This is a genomic window from Marininema mesophilum, from assembly GCF_900106775.1.
Taxonomy (GTDB): Bacteria; Bacillota; Bacilli; order Thermoactinomycetales; family DSM-45169; genus Marininema; species Marininema mesophilum.
The window spans coordinates 18,195-34,402 of record NZ_FNNQ01000019.1; the positions used below are offsets into that span (position 1 = coordinate 18,195).

16 protein-coding genes and 1 other annotated feature (1 of these 17 only partly in view) are annotated in these 16,208 nt (G+C 44.9%); of the genes, 15 read left to right on the plus strand and 1 reads right to left on the minus strand.

The annotated features are described in order from the left end of the window. Nucleotides 1-197 (plus strand) — a binding site (T-box leader); it begins 21 nt to the left of the window's first position. Between the two features lie 74 nt (nt 198-271). Beyond that, nucleotides 272-1,525 (plus strand): tyrosine--tRNA ligase, encoded by a 1,254-nt coding sequence (tyrS, locus tag BLV90_RS14635; protein ID WP_091742697.1) that lies wholly within the window; start codon nt 272-274, stop codon nt 1,523-1,525. A gap of 118 nt (nt 1,526-1,643) precedes the next feature. Here the strand turns inward: tyrS and rpsD are convergent, their stop codons facing one another. Then, nucleotides 1,644-2,243 carry a 30S ribosomal protein S4 gene (gene rpsD / locus BLV90_RS14640; RefSeq protein ID WP_091742699.1) on the minus strand — a complete coding sequence of 200 codons (600 nt, stop codon included), beginning with the start codon at nt 2,241-2,243 and terminating at the stop codon, nt 1,644-1,646. A gap of 577 nt (nt 2,244-2,820) precedes the next feature. On the opposite strand from rpsD, the gene BLV90_RS14645 reads away from it, so the two are divergent. The 14 genes from BLV90_RS14645 (at nt 2,821) to abc-f (ending at nt 16,157) form a co-directional block, all read left to right on the plus strand. Then, nucleotides 2,821-3,558 carry a YheC/YheD family protein gene (locus BLV90_RS14645; RefSeq protein WP_091742701.1) on the plus strand — a complete coding sequence of 246 codons (738 nt, stop codon included), beginning with the start codon at nt 2,821-2,823 and terminating at the stop codon, nt 3,556-3,558. Nucleotides 3,559-3,695: 137 nt separating this feature from the next. Then, on the plus strand, nt 3,696-4,442 hold the full coding sequence (map, locus tag BLV90_RS14650; RefSeq protein WP_091742703.1) for a type I methionyl aminopeptidase: 747 nt from the start codon (nt 3,696-3,698) through the stop codon (nt 4,440-4,442). A gap of 126 nt (nt 4,443-4,568) precedes the next feature. After that, on the plus strand, nt 4,569-5,051 hold the full coding sequence (locus tag BLV90_RS14655; protein WP_091742705.1) for a hypothetical protein: 483 nt from the start codon (nt 4,569-4,571) through the stop codon (nt 5,049-5,051). Nucleotides 5,052-5,199: 148 nt separating this feature from the next. Further along, nucleotides 5,200-5,841, plus strand: coding sequence for a histidine phosphatase family protein (locus BLV90_RS14660; protein ID WP_177168102.1), 642 nt, complete (start codon nt 5,200-5,202; stop codon nt 5,839-5,841). Between the two features lie 228 nt (nt 5,842-6,069). After that, a complete protein-coding gene (locus tag BLV90_RS14665) occupies nt 6,070-6,741 on the plus strand; it encodes a phosphatase PAP2 family protein (protein WP_091742709.1) in 672 nt (223 codons plus the stop codon). 323 nt (nt 6,742-7,064) lie between these two features. Beyond that, a complete protein-coding gene (locus BLV90_RS14670; RefSeq protein WP_091742711.1) occupies nt 7,065-9,458 on the plus strand; it encodes a heavy metal translocating P-type ATPase in 2,394 nt (797 codons plus the stop codon). Between the two features lie 102 nt (nt 9,459-9,560). Further along, the gene (locus BLV90_RS14675; RefSeq protein WP_177168106.1) at nt 9,561-9,857 is read left to right on the plus strand and encodes a metal-sensitive transcriptional regulator; all 297 of its coding nucleotides are present in this window, start codon (nt 9,561-9,563) and stop codon (nt 9,855-9,857) included. A gap of 108 nt (nt 9,858-9,965) precedes the next feature. Continuing rightward, a complete protein-coding gene (gene trhO / locus BLV90_RS14680; RefSeq protein WP_091742715.1) occupies nt 9,966-10,880 on the plus strand; it encodes an oxygen-dependent tRNA uridine(34) hydroxylase TrhO in 915 nt (304 codons plus the stop codon). 178 nt (nt 10,881-11,058) lie between these two features. Then, a complete protein-coding gene (locus BLV90_RS14685; RefSeq protein ID WP_091742717.1) occupies nt 11,059-12,408 on the plus strand; it encodes a helix-turn-helix domain-containing protein in 1,350 nt (449 codons plus the stop codon). A 53-nt stretch (nt 12,409-12,461) separates the two neighbouring features. Then, nucleotides 12,462-13,148, plus strand: coding sequence for a DNA/RNA nuclease SfsA (gene sfsA / locus BLV90_RS14690; protein WP_091742719.1), 687 nt, complete (start codon nt 12,462-12,464; stop codon nt 13,146-13,148). 58 nt (nt 13,149-13,206) lie between these two features. Beyond that, nucleotides 13,207-13,353 (plus strand): hypothetical protein, encoded by a 147-nt coding sequence (locus tag BLV90_RS16355; protein WP_177168103.1) that lies wholly within the window; start codon nt 13,207-13,209, stop codon nt 13,351-13,353. A gap of 138 nt (nt 13,354-13,491) precedes the next feature. Then, nucleotides 13,492-14,127: a sterol desaturase family protein gene (locus BLV90_RS14695; RefSeq protein ID WP_091742720.1), complete on the plus strand. Its 636-nt coding sequence runs from the start codon at nt 13,492-13,494 to the stop codon at nt 14,125-14,127. Nucleotides 14,128-14,273: 146 nt separating this feature from the next. Beyond that, complete coding sequence (locus BLV90_RS16735) at nt 14,274-14,402, plus strand: hypothetical protein (RefSeq protein WP_281242050.1); 129 nt, start codon at nt 14,274-14,276, stop codon at nt 14,400-14,402. A gap of 93 nt (nt 14,403-14,495) precedes the next feature. After that, nucleotides 14,496-16,157: a ribosomal protection-like ABC-F family protein gene (abc-f, locus tag BLV90_RS14700; RefSeq protein WP_245726378.1), complete on the plus strand. Its 1,662-nt coding sequence runs from the start codon at nt 14,496-14,498 to the stop codon at nt 16,155-16,157. Nucleotides 16,158-16,208 lie beyond the last annotated feature (51 nt).

Genomic DNA, 16,208 nt, shown 5'->3' on the forward strand with positions numbered 1-16,208 from the left:
CAAGTAGTCGATGGAGGGTTTCTCCAGAGAGCCGGTGGTTGGTGTGAACCGGTGGCCCCCATAGATGAATTACAACCTGGGAGCTCCATCTATCCACTAGATAGGTGGCGGGAACCCTTTCCCGTTATGTGATAAGTGGAAGGCGAATGCTTTCAACAAGGGTGGTACCGCGGGTAATAACTAACCCCGTCCCTTATTTGGGGACGGGGTTAGTTTATGGAATTAACGCTTCTTTTAACAGAAAGCGAATGATAGTAGGAAGGTGAAGGATATGGAAAAAAAATTGAGCGTAGCAGAAAGGCAAGAGGTTGATCGACAGTTGGCGGTGCTTCAACGAGGCGTAGCAGAAATTTTGCCGGCGGCAGACCTGGAGAAAAAACTGATCCGTTCAGTAAAAACAGGGAAGCCTCTTAAGGTGAAACTAGGTTTAGATCCCTCAGCTCCAGATATTCACATTGGTCATACGGTAGTGCTTAATAAGTTGCGTCAATTTCAAGATTTAGGTCATCTTGTTCAGTTGGTTATCGGTGACTTTACTGGCCGTATTGGGGATCCTACTGGAAAGTCAGAGACACGTAAGCAATTGACCGAGGATGAAGTAAAGGAGAACGCACAGAGTTATGCGGACCAGTTGTTCCTCATTCTTGATCGAGAAAAGACGGAGATTCATCTTAACAGTCGCTGGCTCTCCTCCTTGGATTTTTCAGCGATTGTCGATTTGGCGGCGAAGACTACAGTGGCCCGAATGTTGGAACGGGATGACTTTTCCAAAAGGTACCACAGCGGGCAGGCGATTAGTGTTCATGAATTTTTCTATCCACTCATGCAAGGGTATGATTCGGTCGCTCTAGAAAGTGACGTGGAACTGGGTGGGACGGATCAGACCTTTAACCTTTTGATGGGACGTCAACTCCAACCCCATTATGATCAGGAGGAGCAAGTGATTATGACGATGCCTCTAATTGAAGGGCTCGATGGTGTAAAGAAGATGTCCAAGAGTCTTGGTAACTATATCGGTATTCAAGAACAAGCATCTGAAATTTACGGCAAATCCATGTCCATCCCTGATGATTTGATGGTGAAGTACTATGAATTAGTGACCGATATTTCTTTAGAAAAGTTGGGAGAGGTGAAGAAGGGATTAGCAGAAGGGACTCTTCACCCCCGAGATGCTAAGATGGCACTCGCTCACCAACTGACAGCGATGTATCACGGAGAAGCGGCGGCAGAAGAAGCCGAAGCTGGTTTTAAACGTGTCTTCCAAGAACGTTCCTTGCCACAAGATATCCCTGCTGTCCCTATCTCCAGCGCGGATCTTGAAGATGGGGAAATATGGATTGTGCCGTTGCTAGCCAAACTAGGATTAGTTGCTTCCAATGGAGATGCTCGGCGGATGGTAAAACAGGGAGCTGTAAAGATTGGAGAAGAGAAAGTTACCGATGTGGATGCTCGCATTGCGCTCACCGAGGGGATGATTGTGCAAGTCGGCAAGCGGAAATTTGCTAAAGTTACAATGGGGAGTTAACGCGGCATGAGAAGTAGGGGCGTTTAATGCCAGATGACTTTGAATTTGCGAAACACGTGCCACAAAAAAGAACCACCCAATCCTCAACAGGATTGGGTGGTTTCTCTTCAAGCCGATATCAGCGGCTATAGAATTCAACGATTTGACGCTCGTTGATTTCAGCAGGTAGCTCATCCCGTTCTGGTATGCGAGAGAAAGTACCTTCTAGTTTGTTCTCATCAAAGGAGAGGTACTCAGGCAGGAAAGTGCGCTCTGCCAAAGCTTCTTTGACAACATCCAGATTGCGGCTTTTTTCCCGCAGGCTGATTACGTCGCCAATGCTTACTTTAAAGGAAGGGCGGTCTACCTTTTTACCGTTAACGGTAATGTGTCTATGGACAACTAACTGACGTGCTTGGGAGCGCGTACGAGCTAAACCAAGACGGTAAACGAGGTTGTCCAGACGGGATTCGAGCAACTTCATGAAGTTCTCACCGTGAATCCCTTTCATTTTGCCAGCTTTATCAAAGAGAGTACGGAATTGTTTTTCGTTCAAACCGTACATAAAGCGCAGCTTTTGTTTTTCTTGCAACTGAACACCATACTCCGAGAGCTTACGGCGTTGGTTAGCGCCATGCTGCCCTGGTGGGTAAGGGCGTTTCAGTTCTTTGCCTGTGCCGGAGAGAGAAATCCCCAGACGGCGGCTCAATTTCCAACGAGGTCCTGTGTAACGTGCCATGTGAATTGGCTCCTTTCGATTTGTGTGCTTAAAGCAAACAACCGGGTATGGCTGACCTGCTTGTCTTGCCTTCACTTTCCGGATAGCGACGAAAAGTGGGGCACTTACAAAAGGTAAAACCTTCTGCAAGGCAGACCAGTGAGGGTGATTCCATCACCGTTCGTTGCTGAGCTATCCTCGGGTTCCCCATGAAAGGAACACGTTGATTCCATACAAACTTATATTATAGCGGATATCCACAAAAAGTCAACGGAACGTTAACACAAGGTTGTGCACGCTGGAAATATATATCGGCCACCCCCCTAAGTGGTTAATCTCTGTTCATACTCTGGAGGGAGGGTCCTTTTTTTACATGCCTTTTTATTATAGATGAGACATCCACCGCGTCAATTTGTTGGATCTGGTGATATAGATATTATAGATGAGAGAGGGGAAGGTACTCGGACGCCCCTTTTGATAGAGTACCGCCGTTTCGTCTCAAAAAATAAGCACCTGTAGTGCTTCAATGGATGATTAAAAATGATCCGTTGTAGTTGGATCGGTTACTTCATACAAGAATGAGACGGGGGAGTTTAAGATGGCTAGTGTGATAAGTAAAATCGGGAATGTCAAGCTATTAAAGAGAAACAGATTAACAGCACCCCATGTTCCTGCGACCCAGTGGTTAGACCTAAACAACTTAACCAATATGCTCCATCATTTTCCTAATGTGTATGTGAAGCCAAATGATTGTGCAAAAGGGAGAGGAATTATTCGGGTGGATCGCTTAGGAGACAAGCAATTCCGAGTACGTACCTGGGAAGGTGTTACCAGTCTCCATAGAAGCACTTCTTCAGTGTTGGCACAGATTCGCCGAGTACAAATCAAACGACGGTATATCGTGCAACAAGGGATCCCGAGTTTAACTAAGGATGGAAATTTCTTTGACATTCGTGTTCACTTAGTACGGATCGGTGGGAGATGGAAGATGGCTGGGGCAGTAGGCAAGGTAGCTACAAAGAGTAGGATTGTTACCAATCGACACAGCGGAGGCAATCCAGTTTCTGTTGGAGAGATTTTGGAACGAGGATTGGGATATAAACCAGTGGAGCGTCATAACATGCTGGAGAAGATGGAGAACATTTGTACAGGAGCAGTTCGTACCATTAGTCGAGCCTATCCAAAATGGAGAGAATTTGGTGTGGACCTGGGGATTGATTCAAAAGGGGATATTTGGATTTATGAGGTCAATATCACTCCGGGACTGATGGTCTTTAAACATGGAGACCTGCCTGCTTTTTATCATGTCTTGAAAATGAGGAAGCAAGCAGTCTAACATAAGTAAGAGAGTTTAGAATCAAAGATATTGAGCAGGGATGTGTTTTTCATGAATTCCTCCCTGACGATTTCTTTCACTTATACTTCGGAGGGAGCAAGTTATTAACAGAGATCACTAGACGAAGGGGAGAGAACATGACGACCATACGATCAAAACAAGAGCTAGCTCTAATGAGAGAAGCAGGTAAGATCGTAGCTGAATGCCATGCTTTATTGGCGGAAAATCTACGTCCAGGGATCTCGACCAAGATATTAGATCGACTGGTGGAAAAATGGATACTCAAACGAGGCGCAGAACCGAGTTTTAAAGGACATCATGGTTTTCCAGGATCCATCTGTGTAGCTATCAATGACGTGATTTGTCATGGTTTTCCGACAGATACGCCATTACAAGAAGGCGATGTCGTTACCTTGGATGTGGGTGCTCGCTATCAAGGATACCATGGTGACTCGGGTTGGACCTATGCGGTGGGAAAGGTGACACCTGAGGTGAAGCGATTGATGGAGGTGGGACTGGAGAGTTTCCATCGCGGGTTGGAACAGGTTCGCCCAGGGAATCGGATTGGGGATATTGGCTGGGCGATCCAGTCCTATGCTGAAGGTGAAGGGTATGGAGTAGTACGCGAGTTTACCGGACACGCTGTGGGGCAGGAATTGTGGGAAGAACCACCGATCCCTCACTTTGGTATCGCCCACACTGGCCCAGGGATAGAGTCAGGAATGGTATTGGCGGTAGAGCCGATGATCACGACGGGTAGTTGGCGGGCGAAGGTGGATGCAGATGGCTGGACAGCGCGGACAGTAGATGGATCTCTCTGTGTTCAATATGAACATACGATAGCGGTAACAGATGAGAGTCATGAGATCTTAACTAGGCTCTAAAAACCATTTCACGTCTGGGGGATTCCCTCGGGCATTTTTTTATGGGTAAAATGAAGAATTCATTGACACTTCCTTCACATTTTTGTTATCTAATCTTCTGTATAATGAGGAAAAGGAGGGGTTCTAATGAAAGTGTGGAAAGGTGCATGGATCGTAGTACTGACGTGTTTCATGTTCTTAACAGCATGTACTCCTCAACCTGGTTTAGAAGAAGATCTGAACGCAGCCGTAAAAAAGGTACAAGATAGTGATGGTGGTGCAACAGGAAATGGATTATTACGCATGAGTTATGTAGCTAGTAATTTTGAATGGGACAAGCTATACATATTTAGTTCCAAAATGACAAAGGAAGTCGTAAACAACAGCCTTGGCTTTCAGTGGGAAGGAGCAAAGGATGACGTTGTTGGTGGAATCAATGATCGTCAGTGCTTATTTGTCTTCGTTAAGGATGATAAAGTGGTTCGGACAGTGAAGCATGATCGGGGAAAAGGGGATTTTGTACCGATTACAAAACCACTTACACCCAATACAGCTGTCTTTCTCGCTGATAAGACGGAAAAAGGTCATTGGATTTTCAAACCAGCTAGCTGGGGGAATTCAAGGAATTGAACGGATCATTTTTAGATAGGGGTAGAGCTTTATTTTTACATATTTGTATATCCAAGTATAAAGGTAGAAATTTAATAGATAGAAACACGATGAAGATCCTGTAGCTAGTTTATCGTGCTAAGAAATCAAATTAGGAGGATCTATGGAGATGGAGACCCAGGTATACCTTATTCGACATGGTGAGACGGATTGGAATAAAGAGAAACGGGTACAGGGGCATGTGGATATACCCCTTTCCTCAATAGGGATAGAACAAGCGCGATGCTTAGCGGAACGTTTTGTTGGTGAAGGACTTCACGGAATTTATACCAGTGATCTTCAACGAGCAGTAGAAACGGCACAGACCATTGCAAAGCGGGCCGAGGCCCCCTTGTCTGTCCAGGCCTATAAGGATTTAAGAGAACGGGATATGGGAGAGTGGGAGGGAAGTTTAGTTGCAGATATTAAAGCGCAACACCCTGGTGCATGGGAGCGGGTATGGCATGATGGCGGGGAATTTGGGCTTGAAAGTACAGAGGATCTCAAAGGTCGCATCCTTCATCGACTGGAAAAATTGGTGAGGAATCATCCTGGTGAACGAATCGCTGTAGTTAGCCATGGAGGAGGGATTAACTCTGTGCTAGCAGCCATTAGCCAAGGGATTCATGGGCCAAGGACTCAAATTGGTAATACTTCAGTTACACACCTCATTTTCCATCCTCAAACTGGTTGGCGAATTCACCGTATCGGGTGTATGAATCATTTACAGGAGGGCGGTACGCCACTGGCAAGCGAGAGGTCAAGAAGCTGAGGCATCTTTGTCGGAATTAGGAAGGAAATAAGCGGATCAGTTAGTGGATTCGATCAGTTACGGGAATCCTATAAGAAACTAAACCGATGGGCAACAAATGACCAATCCCCCGGAGTCTGTGGAGATTAAGTGGATTTGAAGAATTCTTAGCTTATCGATGGCGGTTACAGGGTAATCATGAAAAAATGATGCGTTTGGAAAGATGATTCAGGAAGGGAGGGATGGACGATGACGACGTTCAATCGAATCAAAGGAGCTTGGCTGCTATTTATCTATCTAGCTGTTGCCCTAATATTGACCGGTACGTTGATCGATAGCTTTTTTGAGGTCGCAGAGGATGTACAAGAGCGCGAAACCTGGGGGTTGGATCAACTCGGTATTTCCTGGTCATTAAACATGGAATCCCCTACACTTACTGCGATCATGAAAGGAGTTACGGAGTTAGGGTCAGTAAAATGGTTGTTGACAGGTACAGTAATAGTCGTGCTTATCCTTCTTATCCGGCGCCAAGTTCAGTATGCGGTAGTGGTTGCGATGGGGATGCTTGGAACCTCTGGGATGAATACGTTGCTGAAGAATGCCTATGAACGATCTCGTCCAGAGAACTCCTTAATCGATGCCGATGGGTATAGTTTTCCGAGTGGTCATAGTATGGGGGCGATTTCATTTTTTAGCCTCCTGTTGTATTTAGCTTGGAAAAGTCGTCTTTCCTATCCGGTAAAGGTCATTCTAACTGGGGCTTGGCTTCTTCTCATTCTTCTGATCGGTTGGAGCCGAGTCTATCTGGGTGCCCATTATCCGACCGATGTAGTGGCAGGCTATGCGGCAGGGGCTACAATTATCCTGCAGTGCATTCTTGTGAAAGAAATATACAACCATCTACAGCGCGCTCATAGATAGTTGGTATAGGTACCATTCAGGCGGGCAAACGGAGAGGGGAATCTTGTTTCCCTCTGGTATGTTATGTGTTACTTTTTACCCGATGATGTATAATAGGAACAAAGCCGCTATCACGATTCGACACGCTCATACGTACACTCTTCTAAGCACGTTGCTCATATCCTAGAAAAGCAGGGGTTAGAGCAACGCCGACTTTCATCCCACCCTTAAAGAGTGGGGCTTTCAGACGGTGGTTAGCTAAAAGAAGAAATTAGAAAAAGCCGATGTGGTTTTTTCTTTTGTTAAAAATATACCCAGTAGGGGTATTTGAAGGGGTGAAATTAATGAGTGAGAAAGCATCCTTGCGAATTAGTGGAATGACCTGTGCGACCTGTGCCAATCGGATTGAAAAAGGAGTCGGCAAACTGGCAGGTGTTCAGTCGGTGCAGGTTAATCTTGCTACAGAGAATGCGTCCGTTTACTATGATCCAGAGCAGGTAAGCCTTTCACAAATTGAAGGGAAAGTGAGCGAGTTAGGTTATGGAACGGTTCACGAGGAGGTAGATCTTCTGATCGGTGGAATGACCTGCGCCGCCTGTGCCCAGCGTATTGAAAAGGGGCTGAGCCGGTTAAAGGGTGTGAGTGCGGTCCATGTAAATTTGGCGACAGAAAGAGCCCATGTCGTCTATTCATCTGGGTTGGTCACAGAGGAGGGTTTGATCAACCAGATTGGAAAATTGGGGTATACTGCTAAACCTGATATGAAAGAAAAAGAGAGTGACGAAGAAACGAGTCGCAACACTCAAAAATATAAATTGATTGCTTCCGCTCTGCTCTCTTCCCCGCTTTTATGGGCGATGGTTTCCCACTTTTCATTTACCTCCTTTATCTGGGTACCTGATGGATTTACCAATCCGCTATTTCAGTTATTAGTAGCCACACCGATTCAGTTTGTGATCGGATGGCAGTTTTATGTTGGGGCATATAAAGCAGTGAAAAATCGTAGTGCCAACATGGATGTCCTGGTGGCTTTAGGAACCTCAGCAGCTTATTTCTATAGTCTTTTCCTTACGCTACGTTCTTGGGGACACAGTGGACATGGGATTCCACTCTATTTTGAAACAAGTGCGATTCTGATTACCCTGATTTTATTGGGGAAATTATTGGAAGCGAAGGCGAAGGGACGAACAACGGTAGCGATCAAGAAATTGATGGGACTTCGGGCAAAGGTGGCTACTGTGATACGCAATGGTAGTGAGATTTCTGTGCCTGTAGCGGAAGTCATGGTAGGGGATACGGTCATTGTAAAACCCGGAGATAAGATTCCTGTGGATGGTGAAGTGATTTCTGGCACTTCTGCTGTGGATGAATCGATGTTAACAGGGGAAAGTTTGCCGATTGAAAAACAAAACGGTGATAAAGTGATTGGCGCGACGGTTAATGGGAATGGAGTGTTACGGGTACGAGCCGATAAAGTGGGGAAAGAGACTGCTTTAGCGCAAATTATTCAGGTGGTTGAAGAGGCACAAGGTTCAAAAGCTCCAATCCAACGGATCGCAGATCGTATCTCCGGAATATTTGTTCCGGTGGTGATCGGGATTGCTCTAGTGACATTTCTTATCTGGTTTCTAGGAGTGCGTCCAGGAGATTTTGCGATTGCTTTGGAACATACCATTGCAGTTTTGGTAATCGCGTGTCCCTGTGCCTTAGGCTTAGCAACCCCTACTTCCATCATGGCAGGATCCGGTCGTGCGGCGGAGCTAGGAATCCTGTTTAAAAGTGGAGAGCATTTAGAGACGACCCATCAAATTGATGAAGTTGTGCTTGATAAAACAGGGACGGTGACAAAAGGGAAGCCAGAGCTGACGGATATTCTTCCCTTCGAGATGGATGAAAAGAAGTTTTTCTCCTTGATCGGCTCTGCTGAAAAAGAATCGGAGCACCCGATTGCTGGAGCGATTGTAGTTGGGGTGAAGGGCAGAGGGGCCCAACTGCAAACACCCGATGAGTTTACGGCGATTCCCGGGGAGGGTGTTCGTGCCCATGTTTTTACTAAAGAAGTCTTAATCGGTACGCGAAGGTTGATGAAGCGTTATGATATTGACGGTAGTGAAGCAGAAGAGACTATTCGTTCCTTAGAGGATGAAGGAAAGACAGCCATGTTTGTCGCGGTGGATCGTCAAGTAGCAGGGGTGATCGCTGTAGCGGATACCGTAAAGGAATCTTCAAAGGAGGCTATTCAGCAATTACAGCAGATGGGACTCCAGGTATCGTTACTTACTGGGGATAATGAGCGTACTGCTCAGGCAATTGCTCGGGAGGTGGGTATTTCAGCGGTGATCGCGGAGGTATTGCCGGAGCAAAAAGCGACAGAGGTCAAAAAATTACAATCCGCCGGCCATCGGATAGCGATGGTTGGGGATGGGATCAATGACGCTCCTGCTTTGGTTACCGCAGATATCGGGATGGCGATGGGTACCGGTACGGATATAGCGATGGAGGCAGCGGATATCACCCTGATGAGAGGGGACCTTCGAAGTGTTGCTGATGCGATTCGAACAAGTAAAAAAACGGTTGGAAACATTCAGCAAAACTTGTTTTGGGCATTGGCATATAACGTGATCGGCATTCCGATTGCCGCTGCTGGGTTTTTGGCACCTTGGTTAGCAGGTGCGGCGATGGCCTTTAGTTCCGTCTCCGTTGTACTCAATGCACTCCGATTACAACGCATGAAATGAAAGGTACTCCACAGAAGGTTAGATAAGAAAGGAGGAAAGGTTATGGAGAAGAGTCATGCAGATAAGGAGCATCACGATACGTCAAATGAAGAGGTGTGTAATATGAACGAAGAAAAGCTACGTCAAAGCCATCATTCTAAAGAGGTTAAGAGTAATTTGACCGCTCGGTTAAATCGTATTGAGGGACAGATACGAGGAGTGCGTCGTCTGATTGATCAAGACACTTATTGTGATGATGTATTGACTCAGATTGCAGCCGCTCAATCAGCTTTAAATAGTGTGACCCGAATTCTCCTTGAGGGGCATTTGAAGCATTGTGTTGTGGAAAAAATTCGGGCGGGAGACGATGATGTAGTCGAAGAATTACTTGTCACTATCCATCGGCTAATGAAAAAGTGACATATGTATGTGGTAAAGTCTGGTCTGTTTTTATTTCTGGGCAAAATTAGTTTACAATGATAGATAGTGTCTTTAGAGCAATTTGCAAAGTATAGGAGTGAATGTAGCATGTCGAATACGCACCCATATCAGGTGTTACTATATTATCACTATGTGCCTATTGAAGATCCTGAAGCTTTTACTGTTGAGCATCTTCGCTTTTGTAATGAGTTAGGTTTGAAAGGGAGGATCCTTATTGCGGAGGAGGGCATCAACGGAACAGTATCCGGGCCTATACCGGCTACCCAGGCATATATGGATGCTATGCACCAAGATCCGCGTTTTAAAGATATGGTGTTTAAGATGGACCCCCATGAGGGTGATGCATTTAAAAAGATGCATGTACGCCATAAAAAAGAACTGGTTACCTTCCGCGTGGATAAAGAACTAGACCCTAATCATTCTTCCGGAAATCGTCTATCTCCTGAGGAATTCCATCGCGAGATGCAGGAGGAAGACGTGGTGATCCTGGATGGACGTACTGGTTATGAATACGATCTCGGACACTTTACCAATGCGATCCGCCCCGATGTGGATTCCTTCCGTGAGTTTCCGCAGTGGATCCGTGAAAACTTAAGCGATAAAAAGGATAAGAAGATCCTCACTTATTGTACAGGAGGAATTCGCTGTGAAAAATTGAGCGCGTTTATGCTAGACGAAGGTTTTACTGACGTGTCTCAATTGCAAGGTGGGATTGTTACCTATGGTAAGGATCCAGAGGTAAAGGGTGAAGGGTTTAAAGGAAAGTGTTTTGTTTTTGATGAGCGGATGTCCGTACCCATTAACCAAGTGGATGAAAGTATTGTGAGCCATTGCTGTCACTGCGGCAAACCAACGACTCGCTATGTAAACTGCACAAATGATAATGATAAGTGCCATGATCTTCATTTTAACTGTGAAGAGTGTGGAGAAAAATATGATGGTTATTGCAATCATTGTTATGAACAGAACAGCAAAAAGAAGGAAAAGGAAGCACAAATCTAAAACCCGTCGGTGGACGGGTTTTTTTAGTAGTATCGGATAATTGCACATGACTCTCTCTTTCCAATTGATTATTAAATATATGGTTTTTAGTATGTGATTCTCATGGAAATTTCATTTGCCATTTCTGGTACTTGTTCTATGATAGTATCATTGGCGGGCTCGGAAGGGAGAGAATATTGTGTCGACCGTAGGGATACATGAGATCGGTGAAATGATTAGAAAGATACGAAAGGAACGCGGGCTTCGAATTGATGATGTGGCAGATGAAAATATTTCCCCTGCAACGATAAGTAATTTGGAACGAGGAGTCCCCCATGTTAAGCAAGAGAAATTAACTTATTTATTAGAGAAACTGAATGTTTCGATGGAGAAGCTGCCTCAATTGATGGTAAGTGAACAAAAAAAACTGGAAGAAGTAAGGTTTAAACTCTGTGCGATCGAGTCTATGGAACGCATCGGGCAAACCCATCAGGCACTCCTTGAATTAGATCAATTGGAAAAGCCGGATGATCACCCCTATGCTGCTGAAATATACTGGCTGAAAGGCATCTGCTGTATGAATGAAAAAAACTATCGGCGGGCTGAACGAGAATTAACCAACGCGCTTCGATTAAGTGGGCAAAACCCTTTAGCCCAGGCGGAGAATATCGAAGCCCTAAGCTTTAATGCACTCAGTGTCTGTAGTTATTATCGGGATGATTTACATACAGCACTTAAGTATACTGAGAACGGGCTCCAAGTATTTAACTCTGAAGGAGGCCGTCGATATGGGAAATATCTTCTTACGCTAAATAAAGCCTTATATTTAGAGCGCCTCGACCGCATCATGGATGGAATGAAAGTGGTAGAAGAAGTGTGGAAAGAGATGGATCAGATTGAGAAAATAGATACCATACTAGGCTTTTATTGTTTAAGAGCGGAGTTATTACGCAAAAGCGGTTCTCTAGATTCCGCGATCCATTACGGACAAATGGGGAGGAAATTAGCCAGTTTAAACGATAAACCCAGGTATGTTTTTGATTTGTGGATTGTATTGGGAAGTACCTACACCGCAAAAATGGACTTTGCCAAGGCAGAAATGTGTTTTCAAATTGCGATGTCGGTTCCTGAGGAGTATAGAGGAAACGGTAGGTACATTCGTGCTTGTATCCAAATGGGATCCCTCTATATCCAATTGGAAAAATGGACAGAAGCGGAAGAAGTTTTACAAACAGCCATCGATAAATCAGAAGCGATCAATAGCCCGTATAATTTAGCGGCCTCCTCTATTTCTCTGGGAGTATGCTTTTTTAAACAGAATCGAATAGATGAGGCGATCTCCTGTTATCACTGTGGTATCGGATTGGCCCGGCAGTATGGGTACCCGGAGAAAGAGTATCAAGGCTGGTATCAGCTTGCTAAATGTTATAAGGGTCGGGATGAGGAACAATTCCAGCGATGTACCGTCCATATGTTCAATGTTCAAGATCGATTAAATGATCCATTGGGGACAGTAAATGATCATGAAGTAAGTGAAAAAATATGGTAATTATTAAATAGAATAATAGTTATCCTCGATGCTTTTTTATAGGAGGTGTGTAGATGGCAGTATCATTGCCAGGAGAGGTAGTACAAGGGATTTTTTTGGAACGACCCAATCGTTTCCAAGCCGTTGTAGAGATCCAGGGAATCCGTGAGATTGTTCATGTACCCAATACCGGTCGGATGAGTGGGTTGTTGGCACCAGGTATCGAGGTAGCTCTTGTCCGTTCAGATAACCCAAAGCGGAAGCATCCCTATAGCCTCACCCTTGTAAAAAAGAAGGGAACGTGGGTATGTGTGTACTCAGCCCTAGCGAATCGGGTCTTTGAGGATGGTATCCAAGGTGGGAGAGTGCGTGGAATCCAAGGTGAAGTGCGGCGGGAAGTGAAGTTTGGTGCAAGTCGGATGGATTTTTACATGGAGGGAGAGCCTCCTACCTTGATTGAGGTGAAGTGTGTGACTTATGAAGAGAATGGGGTCGCTATGTTTCCGGATGCCCCTACCCAGCGTGGGCAAAAGCATGTTGGAGAATTGATCCAGGCTGTTGAGGAGGGTATGGGTGGAATGATTGCCTTTGTGGCTTTCATGGATTATGTAAACCACTTTACTCCCTATGATCGGATCGATCCTGTTTTAGGAGAACAACTTCGTAAAGCAGATTCAGTGGGAATCGATTTACGCGCTTATGTATGTTCGATTAATTTTGATGGGATTAAACTGGAGCAAGAGATTCCCGTCCTCCTGTAGCTTTTCGTATAGTATAGGTTTCCGTGGAAAAGCTATGGGCGAAAAGGAGGGATTTTTAATGAAACAACATCGAGATGTTCAGCAAGACAGTGGAGAACAACAGAGGAAGCAGGCAGAAGCCAAAGATGCTGAAAATGGTATTCAGGTGAAGGCAGATGGAGCTGGTGATAAAAAGCTGGAAGGACCTGATCGCCCAAGTACTTAATAGGAGATGTCATAAAGCCGCAGCTTTTTGCGGCTTTTTTTGCCAAGTGATAGAAGGGAAATAAATGCTGGAAGGATGTTTTTCAACAAACAGAATAGAATGAATTATGTGCTATGATGGGTGAAGGAGGTGTAGAGTATGAAGAGACAATACTACAAAGAGTTTTTTACTTTCCCTGATATCGTGGTGATGAACACCATCATGTTTGTAGGGTTAGTAGTGATCATCCCGAGTTTGAGTAGAGGATTTGTCTGGGTGGCGATTGTCGCAGGAATGATAGGCTATGCCATGAGTGAGTACCTCATCCATCGTTTTTTATTTCACCTTAAACCTCCAAGCAATCCTAATTTTCTACGATTATTAAAACGATTGCATTATGATCATCATGTAGATCCTGATGATCTAAAACTTCTTTTTCTCCCTATATGGTATAGTATCCCATTGATTACATTAACATCGGCGATTTTTTATGGTGTTACCAGGGATGGGATATTAACTGTAGCCTTTAGTGTAGGGGTAGTAGGATATCTACTCTACTATGAATGGAAACATTATATTGCCCATCGCCCGTTAAAACCATGGACTCCCTGGGGGAGATACATGAAAAAAATGCACCTTTGGCACCACTTTAAAAATGAAAAGTACTGGTACGGAGTGACCCATCCATTGTTGGATAAAGCGATGGGAACCTATCCCTCTGAAAAAGAGACAAAGCGAAGCACTACGGTTAGAAATCTAGAGGGAGATGAAAAACAGAAGGTTGTTGGACGTTGAACGGATGAAAATGAAAGCGCTTTCTCATGTCGCTATAACCTCCCTTTGATGGGAATAAAATGCCTTATCTATTTGGAATCATTTGCAGATCATGGGGAGGTTCGAGTATAATAAAACTAATTATGGACGAAAGGAGTGAAGGAAGAATGCGTGCCGGAATCATTAGCGTAATGGACTGGTTTACCGTTGTGATCTCTGAAATTACCTATCGAAAAGTTAATAACGGGATAGCTGTGTCCAAAATTAGCGCTAGGGAATATCCGGATTACGCGTAAGCTTCCTTCACCGCTCCGCAATGTACGGGATTTGCGAAGCCACAGGGACCTTACCTGTGGCTTTTTGTGTACCCAAAAAGGAGAGAACGTCCTATGATACTCTGTGCAACAAATCGTGTAGGTAAACTAATAGGAACCCATTGGGTTTTTGAAAATATAACGATGGATATCCGTGATGGAGAAAAAATAGGTTGGGTGGGCCCCAATGGCTGTGGCAAAACCACTTTGCTACGAATATTAGCCGGAGAAGAGACCCCTGACCGAGGAGAAGTATTTCATCGCAAGGGAGCAAAGATCGGTTACCTTACCCAAATCCCGCATTTCTCTAGGGAGGTTAGTGTAAGGGAAGCACTGCTGGATACCTTTGACCAAACCCAGGCCCTACAACTGGAGTTAAACCGCTTGTCTGAACAAATGGGGGATCCCTCTTTAAGCGAGGAGAAGTTGGAACGGATACTCCTTCGTTTTCAAAATACCCAAGAGGCCTTTGAGCGTTCAGGTGGCTATGAGCAAGAGGCGAAGGTACGGAAAGTAGCCCATGGATTAGGGTTTTCTGAAGAGATGCTGGAAAGTTCTTTTCATATCCTGAGCGGGGGTGAGAAAACAAAAGTAGGCTTGGCCCGTATCTTGCTACAAGAACCGGATCTATTGTTACTCGATGAGCCAACGAACCATTTGGATCTAGCTGCAGTGGAATGGTTAGAGGAGTATCTCAGCCGATCCACAGCAACCGTTATTGTTGTCTCCCATGATCGTACTTTCTTGGATCGAGCCGTGCATCGAATTTTTGATATAGAGGGTGGGGAGCTCGTCATCTATGAGGGAGGTTATTCCGCCTTTGTAAAGGAGAAGGAAAAACGCCTTCTCATAGAGTTTGAAGCGTATCAGGAGCAACAGAAGAAAATCAAAAAAATGAAGGAAGCGATCAAACGTCTGCGTGAATGGGCAAATCGAGCCAATCCTCCAAATGATGGAATGCACCGTCGTGCTAACAGCATGGAAAAGGCCTTGAATCGTATTGAAAGGCTAAAGAAACCTGTTCTTGAACGAAAGAAAATCGGACTTACTTTTGAAATGGAGGAGCGAAGTGGACAGGATGTCTTAATACTAAAGGATGTATCAAAATGGTTCGGTGATCGAATCCTTCTAGAAGATGTCGATCTGCAGGTGCGATTTCGTGAGAGGCTCGCTATCTTAGGGGGAAATGGGTCAGGAAAGACCACTTTACTCAAGATGGCTACTTCGCAATTGGAACCAGACATTGGAGAAGTTCGACTGGGCAGTGGAGCAAAGGTAGGATATTTATCCCAAGCTGGCTGGGAAGGTGGCGAAGATTTAACTGTACTTGAGGCTTTTCGAGAAGAAGTTCCAGTTGAAGAAGGGGAAGCACGGCGTTTGTTGGCCAAGTTTTTGTTCTATGGATACGCGGTATTTCGCCCGGTGGGTCAAATAAGTGGTGGAGAGCGGATGCGGCTTCGATTGGCTCAATTGATGTACCAGGAAGTTAACTTTTTGATCCTGGATGAACCCACTAATCACTTAGACATTGATTCACGGGAAGCTCTCGAAGAAGCACTGCTAGATTTTACAGGAACGATTTTGGCTGTTTCCCATGATCGCTGGTTTTTAAATCGGTTGTTTGCCCCTGTTTTTTGGCTGGAAGAGGGCTCCCTTCTGCGCTATGAAGGGAATTACGATCAAGCACGAGAAAAAAGACAACAACGGTTGATTGGCAATAAGGGGGAAAATTACTAACATTTTGTTTTGGTTTATGGTAAAGAGGGTACGGATAGAGTAGGAGGTGAT